This window comes from Fodinibius salicampi (assembly GCF_039545095.1).
Taxonomy (GTDB): domain Bacteria; phylum Bacteroidota; class Rhodothermia; order Balneolales; family Balneolaceae; genus Fodinibius; species Fodinibius salicampi.
Genome location: NZ_BAABRS010000002.1, coordinates 496,370 through 521,787, shown reverse-complemented (window position 1 = coordinate 521,787; position 25,418 = coordinate 496,370). Strand labels below are relative to the sequence as shown.

General features: G+C 43.1%; 19 protein-coding genes and 1 pseudogene. 11 read left to right on the top strand and 9 right to left on the bottom strand.

The genetic code is table 11. The annotated features are described in order from the left end of the window. Nucleotides 1–77: 77 nt before the first annotated feature. From ABEB05_RS10055 to ABEB05_RS10040, 4 genes are all read right to left on the bottom strand, one after another. Nucleotides 78–503: a hypothetical protein gene (locus ABEB05_RS10055; RefSeq protein WP_265789782.1), complete on the bottom strand. Its 426-nt coding sequence runs from the start codon at nt 501–503 to the stop codon at nt 78–80. A 282-nt stretch (nt 504–785) separates the two neighbouring features. Further along, a complete protein-coding gene (locus tag ABEB05_RS10050; protein ID WP_265789781.1) occupies nt 786–1,019 on the bottom strand; it encodes a heavy-metal-associated domain-containing protein in 234 nt (77 codons plus the stop codon). A gap of 107 nt (nt 1,020–1,126) precedes the next feature. Further along, entirely contained in the window at nt 1,127–1,720 is a 594-nt protein-coding gene (locus tag ABEB05_RS10045; RefSeq protein ID WP_265789780.1) for a helix-turn-helix domain-containing protein, read from the bottom strand. A 338-nt stretch (nt 1,721–2,058) separates the two neighbouring features. Next, complete coding sequence (locus tag ABEB05_RS10040) at nt 2,059–2,664, bottom strand: IS1595 family transposase (protein WP_265789779.1); 606 nt, start codon at nt 2,662–2,664, stop codon at nt 2,059–2,061. Nucleotides 2,665–2,851: 187 nt separating this feature from the next. Between ABEB05_RS10040 and ABEB05_RS10035 the strand changes: the two genes are divergently transcribed. The 7 genes from ABEB05_RS10035 to ABEB05_RS10005 all read left to right on the top strand — a co-directional run bounded on the left by ABEB05_RS10035 (nt 2,852) and on the right by ABEB05_RS10005 (nt 13,656). Next, nucleotides 2,852–5,146 (top strand): TonB-dependent receptor, encoded by a 2,295-nt coding sequence (locus ABEB05_RS10035; RefSeq protein ID WP_265789778.1) that lies wholly within the window; start codon nt 2,852–2,854, stop codon nt 5,144–5,146. Nucleotides 5,147–5,173: 27 nt separating this feature from the next. Then, a complete protein-coding gene (locus tag ABEB05_RS10030) occupies nt 5,174–5,809 on the top strand; it encodes an HmuY family protein (protein WP_265789775.1) in 636 nt (211 codons plus the stop codon). Nucleotides 5,810–5,928: 119 nt separating this feature from the next. After that, nucleotides 5,929–6,912 carry a sirohydrochlorin chelatase gene (locus ABEB05_RS10025; protein ID WP_265789773.1) on the top strand — a complete coding sequence of 328 codons (984 nt, stop codon included), beginning with the start codon at nt 5,929–5,931 and terminating at the stop codon, nt 6,910–6,912. A 138-nt stretch (nt 6,913–7,050) separates the two neighbouring features. Beyond that, nucleotides 7,051–9,441, top strand: a complete 2,391-nt coding sequence (locus tag ABEB05_RS10020) for a TonB-dependent receptor (RefSeq protein ID WP_265789771.1) — start codon at nt 7,051–7,053, stop codon at nt 9,439–9,441. Between the two features lie 52 nt (nt 9,442–9,493). Then, nucleotides 9,494–10,636, top strand: a complete 1,143-nt coding sequence (locus ABEB05_RS10015; RefSeq protein WP_265789770.1) for a PepSY-associated TM helix domain-containing protein — start codon at nt 9,494–9,496, stop codon at nt 10,634–10,636. A 284-nt stretch (nt 10,637–10,920) separates the two neighbouring features. Beyond that, nucleotides 10,921–13,101: a TonB-dependent receptor gene (locus ABEB05_RS10010; RefSeq protein ID WP_265789768.1), complete on the top strand. Its 2,181-nt coding sequence runs from the start codon at nt 10,921–10,923 to the stop codon at nt 13,099–13,101. A gap of 39 nt (nt 13,102–13,140) precedes the next feature. Continuing rightward, nucleotides 13,141–13,656 carry a thioredoxin family protein gene (locus ABEB05_RS10005; RefSeq protein ID WP_265789767.1) on the top strand — a complete coding sequence of 172 codons (516 nt, stop codon included), beginning with the start codon at nt 13,141–13,143 and terminating at the stop codon, nt 13,654–13,656. Nucleotides 13,657–13,749: 93 nt separating this feature from the next. Here the strand turns inward: ABEB05_RS10005 and ABEB05_RS10000 are convergent, their stop codons facing one another. The 3 genes and pseudogenes from ABEB05_RS10000 to ABEB05_RS09990 all read right to left on the bottom strand — a co-directional run bounded on the left by ABEB05_RS10000 (nt 13,750) and on the right by ABEB05_RS09990 (nt 17,531). Beyond that, nucleotides 13,750–14,406 (bottom strand): metal-dependent transcriptional regulator, encoded by a 657-nt coding sequence (locus tag ABEB05_RS10000; protein WP_265789766.1) that lies wholly within the window; start codon nt 14,404–14,406, stop codon nt 13,750–13,752. Nucleotides 14,407–14,508: 102 nt separating this feature from the next. Continuing rightward, nucleotides 14,509–14,691: pseudogene (locus tag ABEB05_RS09995) on the bottom strand (hypothetical protein); the annotation flags it as partial. A gap of 167 nt (nt 14,692–14,858) precedes the next feature. Beyond that, nucleotides 14,859–17,531: a PP2C family protein-serine/threonine phosphatase gene (locus ABEB05_RS09990; protein ID WP_265789763.1), complete on the bottom strand. Its 2,673-nt coding sequence runs from the start codon at nt 17,529–17,531 to the stop codon at nt 14,859–14,861. A gap of 139 nt (nt 17,532–17,670) precedes the next feature. On the opposite strand from ABEB05_RS09990, the gene ABEB05_RS09985 reads away from it, so the two are divergent. After that, nucleotides 17,671–18,453 carry an NRDE family protein gene (locus tag ABEB05_RS09985; RefSeq protein WP_265789762.1) on the top strand — a complete coding sequence of 261 codons (783 nt, stop codon included), beginning with the start codon at nt 17,671–17,673 and terminating at the stop codon, nt 18,451–18,453. Between the two features lie 17 nt (nt 18,454–18,470). Here ABEB05_RS09985 and ABEB05_RS09980 read toward each other — a convergent pair whose 3' ends face one another. After that, the gene (locus ABEB05_RS09980; RefSeq protein WP_265789761.1) at nt 18,471–20,195 is read right to left on the bottom strand and encodes a Na+/H+ antiporter NhaC family protein; all 1,725 of its coding nucleotides are present in this window, start codon (nt 20,193–20,195) and stop codon (nt 18,471–18,473) included. 172 nt (nt 20,196–20,367) lie between these two features. Beyond that, on the bottom strand, nt 20,368–21,852 hold the full coding sequence (gene gltX, locus ABEB05_RS09975; RefSeq protein WP_265789760.1) for a glutamate--tRNA ligase: 1,485 nt from the start codon (nt 21,850–21,852) through the stop codon (nt 20,368–20,370). A 227-nt stretch (nt 21,853–22,079) separates the two neighbouring features. On the opposite strand from gltX, the gene ABEB05_RS09970 reads away from it, so the two are divergent. The 3 genes from ABEB05_RS09970 to ABEB05_RS09960 all read left to right on the top strand — a co-directional run bounded on the left by ABEB05_RS09970 (nt 22,080) and on the right by ABEB05_RS09960 (nt 25,413). Next, nucleotides 22,080–23,387, top strand: a complete 1,308-nt coding sequence (locus ABEB05_RS09970) for a M23 family metallopeptidase (RefSeq protein ID WP_265789758.1) — start codon at nt 22,080–22,082, stop codon at nt 23,385–23,387. 135 nt (nt 23,388–23,522) lie between these two features. After that, nucleotides 23,523–24,188, top strand: a complete 666-nt coding sequence (locus ABEB05_RS09965; protein ID WP_265789757.1) for a WbqC family protein — start codon at nt 23,523–23,525, stop codon at nt 24,186–24,188. A gap of 70 nt (nt 24,189–24,258) precedes the next feature. Further along, a complete protein-coding gene (locus tag ABEB05_RS09960; RefSeq protein ID WP_265789756.1) occupies nt 24,259–25,413 on the top strand; it encodes an aminotransferase class V-fold PLP-dependent enzyme in 1,155 nt (384 codons plus the stop codon). Nucleotides 25,414–25,418 lie beyond the last annotated feature (5 nt).

Genomic DNA, 25,418 nt, shown 5'->3' with positions numbered 1-25,418 from the left:
ACGGTTCACTACAAATAAAATCGTAGTACGCAGGTATGCCCAAAAAAGAATTCAGGCTAAGAAAGAGAGGTCAATCACTAATTCAGAAAAGCGCTGTTTAGCAAAAAGATAGGCGGAGTAGTACTCGCTGTATTTAATTCAGACAGGGAAGGATTAATCTCGGAGTAAACGGAAATCTGAGCAAAGGGATCCGTATATCCAAGCACAGCCGTAAACGCTTTGGCAACCTGGGGAATGGCCTTTATCTCATTCTCCTTAAGGGATAAGACTTCTTTGCATATTTGTTGATAGTTGCATAGCTCGTTATCTGAAAACAAGGTATTGTCAGACTGAGCAGAGGAATGCATACCTAAACAAGTATGGGCACCGCCATGATTGGCTTCCATTTCCATATCACAAAACAGACTGCTCGCAGTAAGGCCAACAGGCAGTACTATACTGTTGAGAAACAGAATCAGCGTAAGGGCTGAGAGGTAACGATATGTCTTGTTAATAACTTTCATCTAATCAGCTAGATAATATCGAAATAAATGGTTTTCTGAAAGGTTATTCACGGGGAAGTAATTTTTTTCGCCCAGCAGGCGAGAGTAAGTATTCAGATACAAAAATAGGGATTCTTTCTAAATTAATTGTTTACTGCTCCCTGAAATATATGCTTTAGATGTAAGATCATTTCCTAAATAATAAAGGGAATAGAGTAGTAATAATAGTTCTTGGTTAAATAACAAAACATTCAACCTTCAGCACGAAGCTCAAATTCAGGAGCTATTATCATTGGATTCTCCTCAATTCAATTCGGAGTCCATCCCTTGAAATTCATACCCCGCTCCCTGGATAGCCTGGTCAAAGTCATTCTCTGAAACCGTATCCTGATTATAGGTTACGGCAGCAGAGTTATTTTTAAGATCTACGGCTACCTCTTTTACACCTTCAATATTATCAAGGGCTTGCTGAACAGAAGCGGCGCAGCCGCTACAGGACATTCCGCCAATATTTAACGTTGTTGTTTGTGTGTTCATCCTAATGTTGGTTTGGTAAATTACTTACATTCCACCCCAAAAGGTATTGAACAGGAACGCCGGATCTCTTACAAAATTGTTGGTACTTATTGTAGAATTTTCAGGGCTTATTGACCTTCGATCCCATCTAATGGTTTTCGAAAGGAATCCCGGGCTTTCTTATAGTCGGTAACTGACATCCCCGTGATTTTTTTGAACTGATTCGAAAGATAGGCTACGCTACTGTAGTTGAGCCGATAGGCAATCTCACTCAGCGTCATCTCTCCATATGATAGCAGTTCCTTGACCCGCTCTATTTTGAGGTGGATCAAGTATTTTTCGATCGTCGTATCCTGGCTTTCGGAAAAAGCGGAACTCAACGAAGAGTAATTTTGATGCAACTCCTTTGCTAGATAATCCGAAAGTTTCGGGCTTTCTTCCGACTGTTCGGATTCTTGTATATAACGTATCAGAAGTGTTTTAATCTGCTCTATAAGCTGCTGGTTTCTGTCCCGGATGAGCTCAAAGCCATATTTTTTAAGTTCTTCTTCAACACGATCCATTGAAATTGATTCATCAATCTGAACAAGGGCTTGTCCCAGTTCTACCTCCAACACCTCAAATCCAAGCTCCTCAAGCGTCTGGCGTACCACCATCAAACAACGGGGACACACCATATTCTTTATATGTAAAGTCATCATTTTAGAATCAGAAATATCCATTGCAATAGATCTTAGATAATCAATTGGTTAATGGTCACTTAAAATAGCACTAATATGGACTTAGTAAAATAACTCCTGAATGAACTAATTCTGAGTTAAAAGGTCGGGAATAGTAATAAAGATTAGTTCCTACTCTGGACCCATTATCATAGGGGAGCCCAAAAGGGCAATAAATTGTTTTTTTACTTCAGATAACTTGGGGCTGGATTCCTATGTGCACAGTTGAAAGCTCAACGATAGATCTAAAAAACAATAATTCAATTTATTTTTCGCGAATATGTGACTCTGATAGTCATGAAAATCATTTTTTTGCCCTTGTTATTAGACTTGGGCCTTGACTAAAATAGCGGATGTTTCCGAATAATCTTCAGGATCAGATGATACAGCTCGTCCTGATTATTATTGTATCGAAATTCTGATTCCTTAAGATGTAAAAAGTAAGTATGAGAATGGATGCCCTTAAATTTTTCCAATCGGGATTTTGCATATCCCCAAAAACCATCGATACGATTTATTTTAGAACGATTATTTTTCTGTAACCGGGTCCGGTCTTCGATCCATATTTTCTGATCTTTTTTTAGATCGATGATCACATCCATTTCTTTTGATTTGAGATCTCTAACATCATTTTTATCCCCAATTTTGGTATTTGCATCCATAAGCCGGACACAAACTATCCCCTCTTTCTCAATAATTCCAAGATATCTTAACTCTCCATCTGGCCATTGCCTCAGAGACTTCACACGATCTGAAATCGGTCCAGTTATTTCACAGTATTCAGCCAGACGTTTCCTTATCCCCTTGATATACCGATTGACCGTATTTCGATTAAGTCCCGATAACTTAGCTATCTGAGTAGCTGTTAAATCCAAGGAAAATAGCTTAACTAGCTCCCGAAATTTAGCCTCTGATATTTTTGAACGATTAACATATTTGTTATCCATTGCGCATCAAGGAGTTATATAACTTTTAGAATTCTCGTTCTAGTCAAGACCAATCCTTTTATCTATTTGATTGAAATCAGAATCTGATATTTGATTGATCACATTCTTTTTATTTAGAATTAATCTAAATTATATTCTGATGCTTATTTAAAGATGGTTTAAATAAAAGTCAAGTTTTAAAACAAGAATGAAAATTGTCCAATCCCTTTGTCTCTTATACTTGGGACTAATCATAGTAACTCCAGCCAAAGCTCAAAACAGTACTACCGTACGGGGCAAAGTACTCACTCAACAAGGAGAACCGCTGGCACAGGCTCACCTGACCATTCAGGATCACTCAGTGCATACGGTTACAAATAGCAATGGTGAGTTTGCTTTTACTCAGCAACTTCCGGCTGGGACATACAACTTGGAAATCAGCCATATCGGCTACCGGACCCTACACCAAACTATTGAAATTGACCATTCATCAAGAGATACGCTCACTTTTAAACTCAGGCAAAAGCGGTATAGATCGCCCTCCGTTGTAGTGACAGCCACCCGAAGCCGCCGGGATATCGAGGATGTCCCAGAGCCGGTAACCGTCATTTCCGACCAAGAGATTCAAACGTCCGGAAGCACCCGGCTCAGCGAAATCCTGGCCGAACAGACGGGGCTAACGCTTACCTCCGACCACGGAACCGGCATCCAAGTGCAGGGATTTGCCTCCGATTACACCAAAATAATGATTGATGGTCAGCCGCTCATCGGCCGAACGGCTGGCACGCTCAACCTGGATCGGATCTCGGTAGGTAATGTACAGCAGGTAGAGATGATCAAGGGTCCCTCTTCGGCCCTGTGGGGGAGCGATGCTCTGGCCGGGGTCATAAATGTCATAACCGAAAAAGGAAGTCGCCCCTTCGAACTGGACGTCAATTCGCGGTACGGCAGTAATCAGACCGGAGATATTGGTATTGACCTTTCCGCTAAAAAAAACGGCTGGAAAAATAATCTGTTCCTGAATCGTAACAGCTCGAAAGGATACCGCCTCCGTCCGGATGCCATTTCCCAGACCGTCCCGGAGTACTATAACTACACGGCTTCCTATCAAACGACTGTTCCTCTTTCGGACGCAATAAAAGTTGAGTACAGGGGAAGGTATTATCGTGAAAATCAGTCCAGTACCGATTACCTGGGATCCTCTGAAAACCCTACACTTCTCAACGGCGAGGCCCTCCAGGAAGATTATAGCTTGGCGCCATCGCTACATGTCGAATTGGGAGCCGGACTCAGTGCGGAACTATCCCACTACTACACACGCTACCGCACCAACAAGCGCTATCACTACCAGCAGGGAGACAGTCTTTATGAGCATTCCACATTCGATCAGAGCTACAACAAATCGGAACTCCAGCTTACCAAGCGATGGAATACCGAGCATATTTCTACCATAGGCAGTGGATTTAAGCATGAGCAACTGAAAGCCCAACGTTATTCCGATGATCCGACTTTCGACAGCTATTTTCTATTTGCTCAGCACGAGTGGACACCCTCAGGAAAATTGGATTTTATTGGCGGACTCCGTTATGACAGTCACAGTGAATATGCCTCGCAGCTGAGTCCCAAGCTTTCGGCTCGCCACAAACTGTTCAGTTGGATACACCTTCGTGCATCGTTGGGCAGTGGCTTTAAAGCACCCGATTTTCGGCAACTGTTTCTGAACTTTACCAATCCCACTGTCGGATATACCGTGGTCGGATCCAGTAATGCAAAAGGGCGAATTGAAGAACTGCAGAATCAGGGACAAATTGAACAAATTTTAATTCCACTCGACCAGCTTAGCAAAATCCAGGCCGAGCAGTCGTGGGCTTACAATACCGGTTTTGATCTCTTCTCCACAAACAATATGGAACTGCGGGTCAATCTTTTTTATAACGATGTCAGTAACCTTATCGAATCAGCTCCGGTGGCCACCAAAAATAATGGACAGTCAGTATACACCTATTTCAACCTCGAAGAAATATATACCCAGGGTGTAGAAACGCAGCTCCGCTGGGAGCTGTCTGACCAGTTTGAGATATCTGCAAGCTACCAGCTGCTGGATGCGCGCCGCAAAGTTGAAGAGACCCAAACCGTACAGGATGAGGATGGAGAAGTCATTGAAAAAGAATTCAGCTCCTACGAGCCGATGTTTAACCGATCAAAACATTCCGCAAATATCAAAATGTATTATTTCTGGGAGGCCTTGAATATCGATGCCAACATCCGGGGCAACTGGCACGGGAAATACGGTCGCATCGATGCAAACGGAAATAGTTATGTAGATCCCGACGAATATGAAGATGGATATATGGTATGGGATGCATCAATTGCCAAAACCGTAAACGATCGGTACACGCTACGTCTCGGCATTGACAATATTTTTGATTTTATGCGTCCCGCTGATCTCTCCCATTTACCCGGAAGACTTTTCTATGGCCAACTTTCACTACAACTCTATTAACCTAAAATCAATCAGATCAAAAACATCATGCTACCAACGACAAAAAAACTATACTCACTTACGCTCATAGCTGCGACTCTTGCTTTTGTATTCACCGCCTGCAGCAACGATACCACCGGATCCAACGGCGAAGAATCTCAGCTTGAAACGCATACTGTAACCGATATCTCAACAGGTGAACGCGGCAATCCTCAAATTGCCTACTACAGCCTTCGTGAGAACACCTTAGTCCAGGATTCTGCTTCCACGGAGTGGGATATCGCTTTTTCCAGAACAACCATTTATACGAATAGCGGAAGTAGCGGGCCCGGTGACGGAGGGGCCATTGTTTTAGATCAATCATTTGAGGCTACAGCTATGGCGCCATCCGAAGGATATGTGATTGATACTTCTTCCACAAACCTTGCTATTCCTACAGGCTCTGACAACGGATGGTATCATTACAATCCTTCCACGCATATCGTTACCCCCATTGAAGGAAAAACTATCGTGATTCGAACAGCTGGCGGCACACAGTATGCCAAAATAAACATCCTGAGTTATTACAAAGGCAATCCCGATCTCTCAGGCGATGAATTCAACAACAATCCCGATAATTATCCATCCGGACATTACACCTTCGAATACGCTATCCAGTTACATGGATCAAGAGAGCTGCAATAGGGCCTTCCTGTCCTATTGTCCGTCTTTTTTGCCGCAGGGAGGGTTTCTACCCTTGCTCTCCCTGCCGGCAAAGGGACGGCCTAATAAAAAACTAAGTACAATCCTTAAAACGTATAACCATGACTAACTACAACCGATATTTCTTCTTCCTTGCACTGTTACTCTTTTTCCATGTTTCTGCCGTGTCTTCCCAGGATACGGGCGTTCTTGTCCTGGCCCACGGAGGCAGCGAAGAATGGAATAAAACCGTTATAGAAGCCACAGAACCGCTTAAAAAAGAACACAAAGTAGAAGTGGCCTTCGGGATGGCCAACTACGTGACGATGCATAACGGCATCAAAAAGCTGGAGGAACAGAATGTTTCCAGAATTGCTGTAGTGCAGCTCTTTATCTCCAGCTACAGCCCGATTATCCGCCAGAACCGGTATCTGCTGGGCAAGCACGACTCCCTGCCCGAACGACCGATGCCGCTGATGCATCACATCGATGAATATAAAGAGATGCATGGCATCAAACAGGATTCAGCTGAGCATTCCTCCGGCGACCATGGATTCTATATGCCGGAAAACCTGCAGCCAATTCCCATTGGAACAGAAATTACGCTAGCTCCGCCGTTGGATGATCATCCTGTAGTAGCCGAAATACTTAATAAGCGAATTCAAGAACTCAGCTCCAATCCCGCCAATGAAACAGTGCTGCTGGTCGCTCACGGACCTAATGCCGAGGGCGACAACAAAAAATGGATAGAAACAATGGAGAGCCTGTCTCACAAAATTCAATCCCTCCAAAAAGAGCAAGGGTCCCCTTACAAACAGATTTTTGCTACTACGGTACGTGATGATGCTTCTGATGAAATTTTCAACCAAGCCAAAGCAAACCTGCGGGCCCTCGTTCGACAGGCCGGTCAGTTTGGCGATGTCATTGTCGTACCGCTATTTCTCTCTTCCGGGGGACGTGAACAGGCGGTAGCCGATCGGCTTGAGGACCTCGATTTCAAATGGAGCGGCAAAACCCTGCTGCCCGATTCACTAATTACTGATTTCCTCCGGCAGTCGGTAGAAAAAACCTTTGCTCAGCAATCTCAAAACAAAGAGAAACTTTAGATTCAGGATTGTTATTTAGATCAAATCTACATAATATTGCCCCCCCTATTTATAATTGATTTAAATAGATGGGAAATCTGGCATTTATACTGAATTAAAAGATCTAATAAACTTAGACTCTTAAATATCTATCAGATTATGAACATCATCACAAGTATTACCCATAAGTTACTTTTTGCAGCCGGAATCTTTTTGAGTCTGTCAACGGTTGTCCTTGCCCAGCACGGCCAACTTGAGGGTACCGTTACGGAATCCGAAAGCGGGGCAACACTGCCTGGTATTAATATCGGTATTGAAGGCACTACCCTTGGCGGGGCAACCAATGCTGACGGATTTTTTACGATTGAGCGCATCCCCGCTGGAACGCATACCATCCAGGTATCGGGAATCGGTTATCAAAAAGTAGAGCGCAAGATAACCATTCAGGAAGGTGTCACCAGAAATATTGCTATTAAGCTCGAAAAGGATATCCTTGGTATGAATGAGGTTATCGTTTCTGCAATCCGTAGTGCTGAAACGATTGATGAAGTTCCGGCTTCTATAAGTATAATCAACTCTCGGCAAATCGATAAAGGAATGACGATCAATTCTGATCTCAATGACATGTTAGCCAGGGAGGTTCCAGGCTTCTCACAAAGTACAGAATCGTCCAGTAACTGGGGACAAAATCTCCGAGGCCGTGATTATCTTGTGCTGATTGACGGGATCCCACAGTCCACCCCGCTGCGTGCGGTGAGTCGCGACCTGCAAACGATCGATGCCGGGGCGATTAACCGTATTGAAATCATTAAGGGAGCGACGGCCATTTATGGAAATGGTGCTACAGGGGGACTAATTAACTATATCACCGAACTTCCCCGGACAGAGGGATTTAGCTCGACCTCTAAAATCGGCTCCAATGTATCATTGGCTTCTCCTGATAACAGTCTTGGCTACCGGTTCTCTCAATATTTTAGCGGATACAGTAACGGTATAAGCTACAACCTGAGTGGTTCACTCGAACAAAAAGGATTATTTAAAGATGCCCAGGGCGATATCATTCCCACTAATCCACAGGGACAAGGGGGATTGTCCGAAGCTTCGGTCTATAATCTGCATGGTCAGATCGGTTACGACATTGCCCCTAAACATCATATAGAAGCCATGTATAACTTTTATTCTAACGATCAGGAAACAGATTATGTGACCGTTGCCGGCACTTATCCCGAACAGAAAGCGACCGCAGAGAAGGGCGAAGTACGTGGAGAACCACAGGGCACCCGCGGGAATCATAATGCGCGACTGAATTACCGCTGGCTGGATATATTGGGCAGCACCTCGCTGGATGCCACCGCTTACCTGCAGGACTATGAAACCCTGTTCGGTTATTATGATGGATACCGGGATGGTGGGCAAAGCTATCTACAGTCGGAAAAATATGGGATTCGCTTTAACTTCAAATCCCCTTTCACTCTTTCCGATCAAGTTCAGGGTTCTGTTGTCTATGGTGTTGATCTGCTCAGTGATAAGACCCAGCAAGCCCTGCTCGACGGCCGAACGGTGACCCCTGAAATGACTATGGCCAGCTATGCTCCCTACGCACAGCTTAAGACAACCTTCTACGACCATTGGGTATTCAAGGGTGGCATGCGGTTCGAGGCATTAAATATAGACGTTCCGGATTACACGACTGCTGAAATGGTGAATCCGGATGGCAGCTACAGCGGTGGCGTAGATATAGAGGGCGGTTCGCTTGACTACAGTGCACTAACCTATAACCTTGGGCTCAGCTTTAAAAAATTCAGCACATTTAACCCGTTTGTGAGTATTTCTCAGGGATTTTCTGTGGCCGACCTGGGGCGTACCCTGCGAAGTGCGACGGAGTCAACGACGGTTCAAAGAATTGATCCGGAACCAGTAATCATACAGAACTACGAACTTGGCGTAAATAGCTCATTTGATATCTTCCGGGGCTCTATTTCCGGCTTTGTGAGCAGCTCCGATCTCGGTGCCTCCTATCAAGAAGATGAAAACGGAAACCTCGGTATCGTACGATCTCCGGAAATCGTATACGGAGTTGAAGTGAGCGCTCATGCACGTCCCACTAACAAGCTGGGAATTGGAGCTTCCTATACCTTCACCGAGGGTCGCACCGATAACAATGATAATGGTAGTTACACCGATCCGGTTGATGAGTTCCTTGTCAACAGTCGTATTTCGCCTCCCAAATTTACTGCTTATACTGAATATCAATTCACTTCGAAACTAAGCACCCGAATCAGCATGATTCATTCCGCGGAACGCAATCGATTTGAACGACTTGAAAACGGGAGTTTCCCCGCCTACAAGAATAAAGTAAATTCTTATACGGTATTTGATCTGATCTCAAGCTATGAACTCCCATTCGGATCCTTCAGCCTTGCCGTTGACAATTTGCTGAATACAGACTATTATCCCGCTATTTCTCAGTGGGCCGGTGCTGCCTTTAGTACAGGCTATGCAAAAGGTCCGGGTGCCAGGCTGAATGCAACACTGACGGTAAATCTTTAAAGATACTTGCGGTAAGCTGCCGAACCTTTTTTAAGTTCGACAGTTTTATTCTATGGACAAACGATTTCTTCTTTCTATCCATAAGTGGCTCGGCCTAATAGCTGGCATCTTCATTCTTATCATGGGCTTAACCGGTTCTATACTGGTTTTTGACGATGAAATCGAACACTTCATCCAGCGCGATGTTATCTACGAGCCGGATTCTGATCTACCCGTTTCTCTCGACAACGCCTACTCTTCGATCATTCAAAAACATCCCAACTGGGATGTACGATTGACCGTTATTCCCGAAAAAGCTGACCGGGCAATTGAAGCCGAGATACGTCGGCCCGATACCCGTCGATATTTGTACCTGCATCCGGTGACGGGTGAAATCCTGCGGGATCTTAATAGAGAAAGTACTTTCTCTTACTGGATGCTTAAGCTCCACTATCAGCTGCACTCCGGCTTTATCGGCGAGGTTATTCTGCTCATCTCGGGATTGATGTTTATATGCTCCCTCATCACCGGTTTTTGGTTTTATCGCAAGGCCATAAAAAAAGTACTTACGTTTAAAATACGTCCCCGTTTCCGAAACTTACAGTCTACCTCCTCAGAGCTGCATCGTACCGTCGGTGTTTGGGCCCTCATCTTCAACTTGATAACCGCCATAACAGGCGTAGTTATTATGTTGATTATTGTTCAGACGCATATCAAATCCGATGACGGGTCCGCTCCCCTTCCTGATCCTCCTGCCATTGAAGCATCTCTGGACAAAGTGATAGAAACTGTCCAAGAATCTTATCCGAGCTTTGATCCTTCTTACGTACGAATGCCTGCACAACCAGATCGCCAGATTACGCTATATGGACATATGGAATCAGACTTACCCATCCATTATGAATTTTCAAACTATGTACAATTTGATCCCAAAACTGGAACAGAAAGCAATGCTTTCTTTATCCAAAATCAGCCGGTTACTACACATCTTCTGAGTTTTACCTACCCGCTTCATTTTGGAGACTGGGGAGGCATTATCATCAAAATATTATACTGTCTGTTCGGATTAGCCCCGGCGCTCCTATCTATCACTGGCTTTATCATCTGGCGAAAACGAGAACAGAAAAAGCGGGAATTAAAAAATAGAAAGCATTATAAGCCTTCCCTTCCAGGTACTAATAGGAACAAAAAAGAAAAAGAAACAACATTGCCCTGACTATTTATGTCAAGCACTTAATAAGCCAGGCCTGAGTATTCTTGGGCCTGGCTTTTTTATTTGACTTCCCAATTATATAAAACCTTCAACTCTATCTTCATTTAATCTCTAGTGTTTCCTGTTAAAGGATATGCCCGCAACTCCCTAAATTTAGCCTTGGCTAAATATTATATAAGTCTTATATTAAATTTAGTTAAGGATAAATAAATAACGGTCAAATGTTTTTTCCCAGTCGTGTCGCCATAATATGTTTTATTATCACTCTTTTCTCATTGAGCTCCGCATTGGGTCAATCCAATACAGGTATCATCGAAGGAAAAATAACGAGTAGTGAAGGAGAAGCTGTAGCAGGGGCCAACATTGCCATCCAGGAAAACCAAAAAGGTACTTCGAGCGATAACAAAGGCAAATTCATTATTAAAAACATTCCTTCCGGAAAATATACTCTCATTGTTTCAGCAGTGGGCTATGCTGAATATGAAAAACAAATATCCATCCAATCCGGCCAAACAGCAAAGTTAGAAATAACGCTAGAAACGACAACCGAAGAGCTCGGTGAAGTGGTGGTCACCGGGACTATGCGAAAAACTTTTACCAGAGAATCCCCGGTAAAAGTTGCGGTCGTCACTCCCAAACGTCTTGAACAGGGTAAAACAAGCGCTAACATTATGGATTTAATCGATAGTGTTAACGGTCTTTCCACCCAGCTAAACTGTGGGGTTTGTGGTACAAATGCCATCCGTATCAACGGTGTTGAAGGACCCAATACAGCGGTATTAATCGATGGCATGCCCATTATGGGAGCTTTAGCTTCGGTCTACGGGTTAAATGGCATAAGTCCATCCATCATTGACCAGGTTGAAGTTATTAAAGGTCCACAATCGACCCTGTACGGTACGCAAGCTTTAGGAGGAGTCGTTAATATAATTACCAAAAATCCAGCCAATACTCCCTCCTTTTCATCTGATATTTATACAAAAAGCACACGGGAGGGAAATATTAACCTGGCTGCTTCCCCAAAAGTTGGTCGTTTCAAAAGTTTTATCAGTGGAAATCTTGGCCGCATGGCGCACTATTTTGATAACAATGACGATGGCTTTAATGATATGCCTAAACGATCCCAGGTGGGCATTTTTGGCAAGGGCACCCTGGAAGGAAAAAATGGGGAACAACGAATAAATATTGCTGCCAAATTATATGATGAAAATCGTACAGGCGGCACGCAAGATTATTCGGATGCAGTACGTGGCTCCAATCAGATTTACGGAGAATCAATCTATACCCGTCGAGCGGAATTAATGACTGACTATCATCCTGCGGGATTGGATCAGCAGCTGCGCATTAGCGGAGCGCTTACCTATCACGACCAAGACAGCTACTACGGCACCGAACATTATAAAGCCCGGCAAAATATTCTCTATGGGCAGGCTACCTGGAATCAAAAAATTACGGAATCAATCCAATTGCTGACGGGCGCTACTCTTCGTTATCAAACCTACAATGATAATACGCCAGCTACCTCCGAAGGAACGAATAGTCGCTTTATCCCGGGCCTTTTTGCCCAAGGTGAGCTCTCGGTCGGTGCAGCAACATTTTTGGGCGGCTTCCGTGTTGACCACCATACGGAGCACGGCTTTATAACAGCTCCTCGTCTCTCCGTCAAGTACAGTCCAACCAATTATACAACCGCACGAATAAGCGGAGGTACGGGCTTTCGGGTTGTTAATGTATTCACCGAAGACCATGCCGCCCTTACGGGATCGCGAGAAGTTGTTTTTAGGGAAGATTTACATCCGGAAAAATCTAAAAGCATTACTGCTAGTATTGAACATATTATTCCTTTCGGGGCAAATCCATTGACAATAGGATTAGACGGATTCTATACTCGATTTTCCAACAAAATCATCCCCGACTACGATCAGGACCCTAACCTAATTGTCTATGAAAACCTGGACGGCTATTCCGTTACTCAAGGGGTTGCTATTAATCTGGACCAAAACTTTACTTACCTACCCATCAGTTACGATATAAGTCTAACATTGATGGACGTGTTTACCAAAGAAAGTGATATCCGCAAAGCCCTGACCTATGCCCCGGATTTTACCGGATCATTTGGGGCGACTTACCAGCTGAATAAATGGGACATGACTCTCGGCTACTCTGGCAATCTCGTAGGTCCCAAGCGAATGCCAGACAATTATGTAGAGAATTTTGGGCGCAACCGATGGTCTCCTACTTTTTCTACCCATGATCTTAAACTGACAAAAGAATTCAGCAACGTAAACCGATCGCACGGAGTTGGCATCGAAGCCTATTTCTCAGTCGAAAATATATTTAACTACACGCAGGGAAGTCCATTGGTCGATGCAGCAACCCCATTTAGTTCCGAATTTGATACCATTTATACCTGGGGTCCCATTGTTGGCCGCACCTTTTCACTTGGGGCTCGGCTCAATCTCAGATAAAATAAAAAATAATAGTCAATTTGGAGATAAACCAGAGTCATGATATCAACTAAAACCCACCTTTGGTTCAAATGCTTACTGGCAGCCCTCCTGCTTGCGGGATGGCACCTTCCAGCCACTGCTCAAAGTAATGCAGAGGTGGAGTGGCAGCCTTTTGAGACAGCGATTGAGATAGCCGATTCAAGCAACCGTCCTATTTTGATCCATGTATGGGCACCCTGGTGTGGTTGGTGTCAAAAAATGGAGAGGGAAGTGTACCCCAGGCTGACGCCTGAATTATCTGACCACTTTATCATAACCCGTCTCAACCGGGGTGACCATGAAACCACGCACCAATATAAAGGACAAAAACTTACCTCCTTCCGATTAGCCCAAAAACTAACAGCTGAAAGTGTTCCTACTATTATATTTCTTTCATCAAATGGAGATTATCTTCTCCGGTTACCGGGTTTTATTGAAGCTGACAATCTTCATCCGGTATTAAAGTATATATCTTCCAATGCGTATGTGCAGCATTCTTTTGAGGCCTTCAACAAACGGAGAAAAGAGTTCTAACCCGATTAATTCGATTGTACTTTTACTATTAAATTAAATGCTATGCCTCAGCTCACTCACCTAAGGTAAGTAAACAAATTACCCTCAATATTATTAAAGCTCCGCAACTAAAATATTTTGAGCCACATCGTTTCCAATTACCTTCTCATTCCCTTCAATAAGGATGGTAATCGGCCCTTTAAAGGGACCTTTTTCTTTAATTTTAATCTTAATTCCCGGCAATAATCCTATTTTTTCGAGATATCTGAGCAGATCCGGATTCTGATCCTTCACACGATTTACAATGTACTCCTGATCTGTCTCTGCATTTACCAAGGGATCTGCCTTCATTTCAGGCATTAAACCGTCTTTAGTAGGAATGGGATCCCCATGGGGATCGTGAGTGGGATCATCAAGTAACTGGGCAATCTTTTCTTCAAATTGCTCGGAAATATGATGCTCAAGTTTTTCCGCTTCCTCGTGCACCTCATCCCAGGAATAGCCCATTACTTCCAACAAATAAAGCTCCAGTAATCGGTGATGACGTATAATTTCAAGAGCAATTTTCTTACCAGACTTGGTAAGTGATGCCCCTTTATAGGACTCATAATCCACCAATCCCATTTTTGATAGACGTTTTACCATATTGGTAGCGGAAGCTGAAGACACCTCAAGTGCATCGGCAACTTTGGTAGTTGTTGCCTTATTTCCCTCCAGTTCGATTCTGTAAATAACTTTTAAATAATCTTCAACAGCTTGACTTAAAACCATAATTCTTAATCGTTCAGAAATCGAATATCTTTGTTTAACCTTACTAACAGCGGAGTATCGTATTTATAAAATATAACTATTTTATTTCAATACTGTGATCCATTAGATATTCCTCAAAGGTGTTTGAAATGCTCTAAATTTTTTAGCTAATGATTCTTCGGAAAGTCGTTCGCCATTAAACTTAACGATTGCAACTGACTCAATATCGAGAAGTACACCATTAAAGTATTTCCCAAGGCTGACAGTTACAGCCTGTGTTGAGAAGACTTCATCATCCATTTTTTGGCAGTACCCACATCATTCAGCTTCCGCAAAGATGAGCACTTTTTTGTCTTCTTCAGAAGCTTTAGTCTGTGCCTCCTGCAGTGATACCCAATCAATATCCTGGCCCAAAACACTTAAGCTCCTAAAACAGAGAAAGAGAAAAATCACAAATCGTCTCCATACAAGTATCATTCCTTCAATAGGCCACTTTCCTTATTCTTAAGCTTCATAACAATCATTGTCATATCATCATGCTGCTTAGCTTCTCCAATATAAGATTTTATATCGTTCGATACGGTATCTAAAATTGTTGAGGCAGATTTATCTGATTGCTTTTTCAACAAATTATGCAATCGATGGCTTCCATAAAAAGTTCCTTTTTCATTTAATGCTTCTGTAATACCATCAGTATAAAGTACTAAGGCATCATTATCATAAAGCTTCAGGCGTACTTCTTCAATCTGATTGTCAAAAGGAGAGCCTAATGATAGCCCGAGACCAATTCCCCTGGGTTGTAACTCTTCTATCACAGACTCCTTAGTATTCATACGTAAAATAGGATTATGACCTGCCCTGGCAAAGTGGAATTCCTGTTTATTCAGATCAACAATGCCATACACCAGAGAAATAAAAATACCCCGGGAAGCATTGTCATAAAATAATCGATTAGTTTTTTTCAATAATTCTGCCGGGGAATCAATCTCCCTGCATAAGCTGTGTAAAATGCCCTTTATAAAAGTCATATAAAAAGCGGCTTCAATCCCTTTTCCGCTCACATCTCCAATGGTTACGGCAACTCGGTTATCATCAAGTGGAATAAAATCATAATAATCTCCACCGGTTTCATAAGCAGGTTTACAAATAGCTGCCAACTCGAGATGCTCAAACTCTGGTGTTCGAATAGGTAAAAATGACTGTTGCACCTCCCGGGCAATTTGGAGTTCCTGTTTAATGCGCTGTTCCTGGGCCAACTCTTCTACATATTCGGGAACAAATCTTGTTAATACTTTTTCATCCTTTCCTTTTAAAATTGTCCAGACTCCTGCTACAAATATGGATGCCATTAGTCCCATCTGGAAGATAAAAATATAGGCATCTATTGAATTTTCGACGACCCATCCACCAGCGGATGTCAACAGTCCCAGAAATAAAAAGTGACTTAATAATAGTGTCACGACTTCCCATTTCAAATAGATAAGCACCAATGCTATTCCCACAATTGATGCACTTCCAATCTCCTTTATAGCAGGACCATAATCTCCTGCTATAGGGACCACTATAGTGCAAGCTAATACCATAAACAGCGATGAAATAATACTGTTTTTTGTCTGTGCATATGCTTGTCCCCCCAGTACTAAAAATACTCCCAGCGTTACGCTTAAGGCAATAGCACCATTTTTAAACATAATATATATAGGTGGCCACATAGCCTGTTCATGGAGAAATACCTGCTGGATATCCAGGTACATTTTAGGAAATAACCAGAGTACTAGCGTCCACAGACCTGCCAAAAGAAACGCACATAGAACCGATCGTATCAACATATAGCCCACCGGCTTATTAAAAAGCATACCTTGACGTATATAATTGTACAGGCTTAGCTTCTCAGACCAATGTTGACGGGTTATGGAATCACCTATGGCAGAAAAAACAAAAAAGGCTAATGCGGCGGCGGCACCGGATACTCCCGTAACGACCAGAATTAAAATACTTGTGGTTAAATCTGTAGATTCGGTAAAAATATCGGTTTGGACAATGGTTGAAAGCAGCATCTGCACAGAAACCATGACTCCCGCCAGGATGGCTATCACCAAAGCCGGTTTCGTATCAATAGCCCGCGCCCTTATCCTAAAAAAGAAAATAATGACTCCCGCCAGGCAAAATAGGAAAATAAGCATAGTACGTAATACAGGCCATAACTCATGAAAGGTCGTATTTCCATTACCATCCGGATTATACGTCGATTCTATTGATAAAAGTCCACCTGTAGCCGTAACACTCACATCAATACGAACTTTTTGCCCCTGTTCTTCCTGAGCTCCCTGGAATCGAGCGTTAGCAGTATTTGTCCCATTCGTCCGACCAAGACGAACCGTATCTTTTACAAAAGCGGTTACATCCCATCCGGTCTGTCCCAAATAATAAGAAGTTATATTGAAGATACCTGGCTCTGTCAATCCAACCCGGCCTCCTTCGTCTAATAACGTTTCTAAGCGTTCCAAAGACCATTGAGCCACTGATTCTGTATCTATATCGCTTCGCTGTACATCAATACCGAATTGCCGGCTAAGTGAAGAGTCCGACAATGATGATAGCAGTTCACCAATTCCATCTTTTCCAGGTCCAAAAGCTGCTCCTAAAGCCGGGCGATTTACCGCCTTATTTGGTATTATCGCATTAGGATTGCGTACCTCTATGAGTTCGCCCTGCATATCAAAACGCAATTCGATATATTCATCGTTTTCTCCGGGTGGTCCATCATTAGAATCCTCTGTACCTGCTAATCCTATAATAGACGAACGGCCTTCAGTGGTAGGGGTGAATCTAACCTGCCAATAAAACGGTTTGAGATTTTGAATCTCACCAGACTTTATTTTTTCAATCAACTCCGATCGACCAAGTTCTTTTTGAAGAGAATCCAAAAGACTACGGTGAGCGTCGAAATTAACCTCAGAACTATAATGCTGGGTAGCGAATCCAAAGCCACCGAACGCTTCCTTTGCCTTCTGTTCTACTTCCGTTTTTTCTAACGAAAGATTTATACTGCTGCGTGGGTCCTGTGTAGGATAGCCCACAAAAAACCACACCGCTGCAAGCAGGGAAAGTACAAAAAAGCTATATTCACGAATGGTAAGACTCACTTATCTCAAAAAATAAAAGTAGTTCTGGTCTCTAGTTGTATTCTTTCACGTAGAATATGTAAAAATGTTTTGAGAATTAATATTCTATAATCCTTGTTCTTTAAGTTAAAAGCCCAAAATCTATTTATATACACGGAATATGTGTCTTATTGTTTTTGGTTATAACGCGCACCCAAACTACAGGTTGATCTTTGCTGCCAACAGAGATGAACAGTACGCACGCCCTACCCGGGGTGCCCAGTTCTGGAATTCGCATCCGGATATACTTGCTGGCAAGGACTTGGAGGCAGGAGGAACCTGGATGGGCATTAGTCGCGCAGGGGAATTTTCGGCAGTCACCAATTACAGGGATCCCAACATAACCAAAGAAGATCCTCCGAGCCGCGGAAAATTAACGCTGAACTTTTTAATTAATAAAACCGATCCTCTTTCCTACCTGCAGGAGCTTCATCAGGAAGCTGACAACTATCAGGGATTTAATCTTCTGACTGGAAATATCAATACACTGGGCTATTATTCAAACCAGGAAGGAATTGTGCGGTCATTATCTCCCGGTATTTACGGACTGAGTAATCACTTGTTGAATACTCCATGGCCAAAAGTACAACGTTCAAAAAATAAGTTAAGCCATGTTCTCAACAAGCAAAAAGTTTCAACAGAAGCCCTTTTTGATCTTTTAGGCGATGATGTAAAAGCACCCGAAGACCAATTACCCGACACCGGTATCCCCAGAGAGGTAGAAAAAGAAATTTCCCCTATTTTTATCAAAGGAGAAGAGTATGGCACCCGATGCTCTACAGTATTACTGATTAATAAACATAATACCGTCACATTTATCGAACGGCGTTACAAGCCCGCCACACAGGAAATAAAAGAAGAGAACAGCTTTGAGTTTGAGATCAAAATCCCACAGATTAACTGATAAAGAATCTTTACAAATTAGTCTAACCGGGTAGAAGCCGCCTCTTTGCCTTCGGGGGCATATTCTTCCGGATCTGGTACTTTTCCAAACTTGTAGATAATACCAACAATTAATGCGATTCCTACTGGATATATAATCCAGAAAGAGATTCCCGCTACCAGGACACAGATCATCCCAACAATACTTATACCTCCAACAATCATGGCATAAGGCAGCTGGGTGTTTACGTGTTCCACATGGTCGCATTGCGTAGCAATAGAGCTAAGAATCGTTGTATCTGAAATAGGCGAACAATGATCCCCCCAAACAGATCCTCCTAATACAGCGCTTACACTAGCATAGATGATTTGGTAGGTCATTTCGACTGGAAGGCCGTTATTACTGCCAATTTCCCAGGCCAAAGGGACCACTAACGGCATCAAAATGCCCATGGTTCCCCAACTCGATCCCGTAGCAAAAGCCGTCAGGGCCGACAGGATTAATACCAAGGCAGGCAGCCAATAAGGATTCAGTGTCTCGCCAAAGACAGACATCAAATAATCCGCTGTACCCAATTCTACTGTAATCGCACTCAATGCCCAGGCCATAACAAGAATAAGCAATCCATCGAACATCGTATGCATTCCCTCCATCATGCCTTCAAGCATTTCTTCAACATTTAATAGTTTTTTGCCCAGGGTCATGACTACGGCCACAGCAATTGAAAGTAGCGACCCCCAGAGCAAGCCCTTGTAAGAATCGGCGGTCTCAATTATTTCCTGAACTGTACTCCCCTCTCCTGTTATAAAAAGTCCCCCGATGGTACCGAAAACGAGGGTAAAAATAGGAATAGCAGCGTTCGACCAATGAGAAACTGCCTGCTTCTCCTCGTCATCCTTAATTTTATCCTTCCAAAGGTTATAGGTGTCCAGCTGGGGATTATGTTTAGCCTTATAAAGATTGATACGTGCTTTTAACATAGTAGAAAAATCGCGTCCCGACCACGCAATCATCAGTACAAAAAAGATGGTAAAGAAAGCATAAAAGTTATAGGGCAGGGAACTGAGAAATACTCCGTATGCCGCTTCATTAAATTCAGGCATTTTTTCCTGAGCATCCGCAATGAATCCAACCATGGCTCCTATCCAGGTACTTACCAGCGCAATAGTTGCAATGGGAGCGGCAGTAGCGTCCACCAAGTAAGCAAGCTTCGCCCGTGAAATGCGCAACTTATCGGTAAGGGGACGCATTGTATTGCCCACCACCATTGTATTGGCATAATCATCAAAAAAGACGATAAAGCCCATTAGTGCCGTCATGAGCTGTCCGTGCACTTTGGTTCGCACCAGTCCGCTAATACGCTGTATGACTCCCCGGGTGCCTCCATTATCCGTAATAATTCCCACCATGCCGCCAATTAAAAGCGTAAAAATCACAATACTCATATGACTTTCATCGGCTGTAGCTGGAACAATATAGCCACTAAGCGTCGTAAAAAAACTGGTGAATACACCACCGAACGAGATATCTCCGACTAAAAAAGCCCCGCACCATATTCCTAGAAAAAGCGCAAACAATACCTGCCGAAAAATAAGGGCAATTCCAATAGCTACCAGCGGAGGCAATATACTGAGCCATGAGCCAACAATATCCGGAGAGGACTTACCTCCCTGAGCCGCAATGGCTTCAGGAACTCCTATCATATTAAGGAACAAAAACAGAGCACTCAGTCCGGCTATCCAATACAGAACCTTCCACTTCATCAATGATACCTCACTTATCTGTTAGGCTGATCTTCGCATATATTATTGATCAGTGAAAATACAATCTCTGAATTAATTTGCCAGATTTTTTTATCCTTCTTACCGTCTCAACTAAAAAACCTGGCAGGAATTTTATATTCTGCCAGGTTTAAATTTTTTAACTCCGAGTAAATTAACCCAGTCGTTTTATAGCGGTTTTAATCCGCCGGATCGTAGTTTCTTTACCTAAAAGCTCAAGCGTAGGCGTTAAATCAGGGCCGTATCCCATGCCGGTAACTGCTACACGAAGAGGCATCATCAGCGGACCAAAGCCCACGTCATGTTCATTGATTACCTCTTTAATTTTATCCTTGAGTTTTTTGGCTTTAAACTCTTTCACATTCAGCTTTTCAATCTCATCCACATAGGCCTGTAAAAGATCAACGCTATTATCTTTCCATTTTTTCATGGCCTGGTCTTCGTACTCCTTGGGATCTTCAAAGAAGAACCGTCCCATCGTAACAAAATCCTCTATCTTACTTACCCGTTCCTTCATCAGTGGTATGATCTCTTTCATATATGCCTCATCTGGCTGAATACCATGCTCTTCAGCGATAGAACGTACACGGGGAAATAGCTCATTAGCCGATTTTTCACGGAGATAATGCTCGTTGTACCAAATCAGCTTTTGATAGTCAAATACGGCCCCGCCTTTACTTACCCGATCCAGCGAAAAGAGTTCAATAAGCTCGTCCATGGTATGGAGTTCAGAATCGTCACCGGGACTCCAGCCCAGATAAGCCAGGAAGTTAATGAGGGCTTCCGGCTCGAATTTTTGCTCAATATAATCCCGTGTATTAATGGGAATACCTTCACTTTCCGCTTTACGCTTGGAAAGTTTTCCTCCGCTGGGAGACATAATAAGTGGCAGGTGCGCCATTTTCGGGGGCTCCCATCCAAAATACTCATACATCAGGATATGTTTGGGAGTACTGCTAAGCCATTCCTCTCCGCGAATAACATGCGAAATTTTCATTAAGTGATCATCTACCACATTAGCCAGATGATACGTAGGCATGCCATCTGATTTCAGCAATACCTGATCATCCAGTCCTTTACTTTCAAATGAAACAAACCCACGTATCTCATCCTCAAATCGGATGGTTTCGCGCCGGGGTACTTTCAACCGGATCACATACTCATCTCCTTCTTCCAGCTTACGCTCAACTTCTTCCTGGGGAAGAGTCAGGCTATTCTTCATGGACATACGCGTAATGGCATCATATTTAGGTGCGGGATTGCCCGATTTCTTCAAGCGTTCGCGCATTTGATCCAGTTCCTCCGGCGTATCGAATGCATAATAGGCATTACCCTGTTCTATGAGCTGCTCGGCATATTCTTCGTACATCTCCTTGCGCTCACTCTGACGATAGGGACCTACTTTTCCGGGTTTGCCGGGTGCTTCATCGAATTCTATACCGCTCCACAGCAACGATTTTACAATATCCTCTTCTGCTTCTTCCACATATCTTTCCTGATCGGTATCTTCAATTCGAAGAATAAAATCGCCGTCATTATTTTTGGCAAAAAGATAATTATACAGGGCCGTCCGCAGGCCACCAATATGTAATAATCCGGTGGGAGACGGTGCAAATCGTACACGTACAGAACCTTCCATAAATATTTTCTTTAATTTGTTTAATCTTGATCTGTAAACGCTAAAAATAAAGCTTATAAAGCATTAATTACAGAACAATTAATATATCTTTTCTATCTTCATTAGGAGATACGGTTACAGAAACAATAGTTCCGAAATTACGTTATTAATTATCCACTTGGAGAACGTCGTTTTTTAGGTGTAGATCATGAATTAATTCTTATAACCTGAAGTGCTGCTATGCTATTATGAAACAGACGTCTATTTTAATCTTTATAGTGGTCCTCGCTATCATACTTGTGATGGAAAGCTGTAAGACTGTCAAGCGAACCTTCCAACCAATGAGTCCCTATGAAAGTTATGAAAAGTCCCTGTTGGATAGTCCCATAGGCGATAAGCCGATGGTCCGGGAGTGGAGACAGGCTGGAGACTCGGCCCTTTCACAGGCGGTCGAAACTACCATTCCACATAAAGTTACGGTATCGTATTTCAAAGACGAACCGGTTGCGTATTCCTGGCAATTAGATATAGAGCGGGGAAGAGTTCTCAATGCCAGAATATCTCCAACAGATACGACTCACCAGCTATTCATGGATCTGTTTGCTTTTGAGGATGGGAACGAAGAACCATCCAGAATAATATCTGCGGAAGATTCCCTGCTGCATTATGAGAGTAACCAAAATCAAACTGTAATACTGAGATTACAGCCAGAACTTTTGGTTAGTGGATCCATAACTCTCTCTATAACAGATGATCCATCCATGAGCTTTCCGGTTGCCGAAGCAAGCCCGGCCAATATCAAAAGCTTTTGGGGCGCTCCCCGCGATGGGGGCGCACGCCGGCATGAAGGAGTCGATATCTTTACAGGCCGTGGCACCCCTGCTATTGCAGCGGCAAAAGGACAGGTATCACGTACCGGCACCAGCAATCTCGGCGGAAATATCGTTTGGCTGCGTTCAGATGGACGTGGATTATACTATGCCCATCTGGATTCCATCACGGTCCAGAGCAGGCAGCAGGTTGAAGTTGGGGATACACTGGGCTTAGTAGGCAATACCGGCAACGCCCGAACAACTCCTCCTCATCTCCATTTTGGTATTTATGACAACGGCGCCGTGAATCCTCTTCCCTTTATTGATGATCCTAGTCCAACAGCATCTGATCCGGATGTAGATACCTCGTTAATTGGAAAATGGAGTCGAGTTCAAAATGCAAAAGCAAATGTTCGTCCCCTGCCTTCCACCCAAAGGCCTCCTATTGCAAGCCTGAATCAAAATGAAGCTGTACGAATTCTCGGAGCTACCAATTCGTGGTATCAAATTGAACTGCCGGATGACAGAAAAGGATTTATTTACGGTTCCTTGCTGGAAGCCACTGAGGAACCTCTCGAAATGATATCAACTGTAACTGGAGACTCCCTTTTTGAGCATTTTTCCGCCCGAAATCCTCTACTTGTAACGGCATCCGAACAGGAAATACCAGCCTTTGCCCACTATGGAAATAAGCAGTTAGTACGATATAAAAAACGTCTGATGTGGATAAAATCAGGCAGCTAATGTAGAGAAGTTGGAAGCTTTTAAGTAGCTTTGTGTAAAATGGATTTGTCTTTTTCTAATACGTAAATCCGACGGCTGGATAACTGCTGTAATAGTTATCGTTAATGTTTACTAATCCCGAAAAATCTCTTTGAATTGAAGTTAGCCCTGCTCCTTCCCCAATTTGCTCCGAATTTATACGACTTGTCTGTAATGTTACAGGCCGATCGAATTATTCTGCAGGATGTGGAACGATGGTCGCGCAAAAGCCGGGTTCACCGCGCCAAAATTCGCGTCCCAAATGGGACGCAGTGGATTAACATCCCCATTCGAACCGAAGACCGAAAAAAAGCGATTCGAGAAGTACGAATAGATCATTCCGAGGATTGGATTCTTCCCTTATTACGCAGTATCGAATATAATTACCGGAATAGCATCTATTATGATTTTTATGAACCGGAAATAAAAGCCGATTTCAAATCGGCGAAGGATTACACCTATTTGATGGACTTTATTCTCTATCTGCAAAAACGCCTGTTTCGTTTTATGGATATTAGCATGGAATATGAATTGGCAAGCAACCTGGCTGATTATACTTCTGATCCGAATCTCTTGGCCGAACGGCTGGGAGCGGAGACTCTCTTTCAAGAATATGACAGTCGCCATTACCAGCGGCAAGCGGAGCTGAAATCGGTTCTTGATTTCAGCCATCCTCAATATCATCAACACTTTGACGGATTTGAACCTTGGTGTAGTATTCTGGATGTGCTTTTCCAATTTGGACCAGAAAGCTTTCGGATAACTGATACACTCAAAGGTTAAAAGCAAAATTTAACGGTTACTCTTATTTCAATTTATTACTTAATTACACTCATTAACCATCAGCAATAAAATGGATTGTCAAAAGCACCTGTTTTCCCTTCCCGATAATCATCATTATATCAACTGTTCTTACCTGGCACCACTCCCCAAGACCGTTGAAGAAGCAGGTATAAGGGGAATCAGACAAAAAAATCGTCCCTGGGAAACCGCTCCCGAAGATTTTTTTACAGATAGTAACCGACTGCGTGTATTATTTGCTCAACTCATAAATGCCAAACGGTCTGCCGATATTGCCATTATGCCTTCTGTATCCTATGGACTGGCAACAGCAGCACAGAATATCGATTCTTCAAAGGGAAATACCGTCATCATTGCCGGAGAACAATTCCCCAGCAACGTTTATGCATGGAAACGGTTTTGTAATGAGCATGATTGCAAGCTACAGATTATCGAAGCTCCTCCCCTTTCCGAAGGACGGGGCCGACAATGGAACAAGCACATACTGAAAGCTATAAATTCAAACACGTTATTGGTTGCACTTGGAAACGTACACTGGACGGATGGTACCCTTTTCGATGTAGAAGAAATAGGAAAACGTATCCGGAAAAACGATGGATATTTTGTGATTGATGGGACGCAATCGGTAGGCGCCCTTCCCATTGACGTGCAAAATGTCCGGCCCGATGCTTTGATTTGCGCCGGTTACAAATGGTTGATGGGCCCCTACTCTATGGCACTGGGTTATTTTAGTTCCCGTTTACAAGAGGGACAACCGCTCGAGGAGGGGTGGATTGTACGTAAAAACAGCGAAGACTTCAGCGGACTCATTGATTATAAGGAAGCATATCAACCTGGTGCCAAACGATTTGATGTGGGAGAACGCAGTAATTTTATTCTCGTTCCCATGATGATTGAGGCATTAAAACTAATTCTGGAGTGGAATCCTAAGAACATCCAGCAATATTGCAAAAAATTAACGACAAATTTTATTCAAGAACTAAAAACGTTCGGGTACCAGGTCGAGGACCCTGCCTGGCGTGGACATCATATGTTTGGAATACGGCTGCCGAAGAAGATAGATATGGATAATTTAAATAATCGCTTAATCAACCGGAACATTCATCTTTCTCTGCGGGGCAGTTCCCTTCGTATTTCCCCCAATGTATATAATGAGAAAAAAGATATCGATGCCCTGCTGGATGTATTAACCGATATTGACATATAAAAATA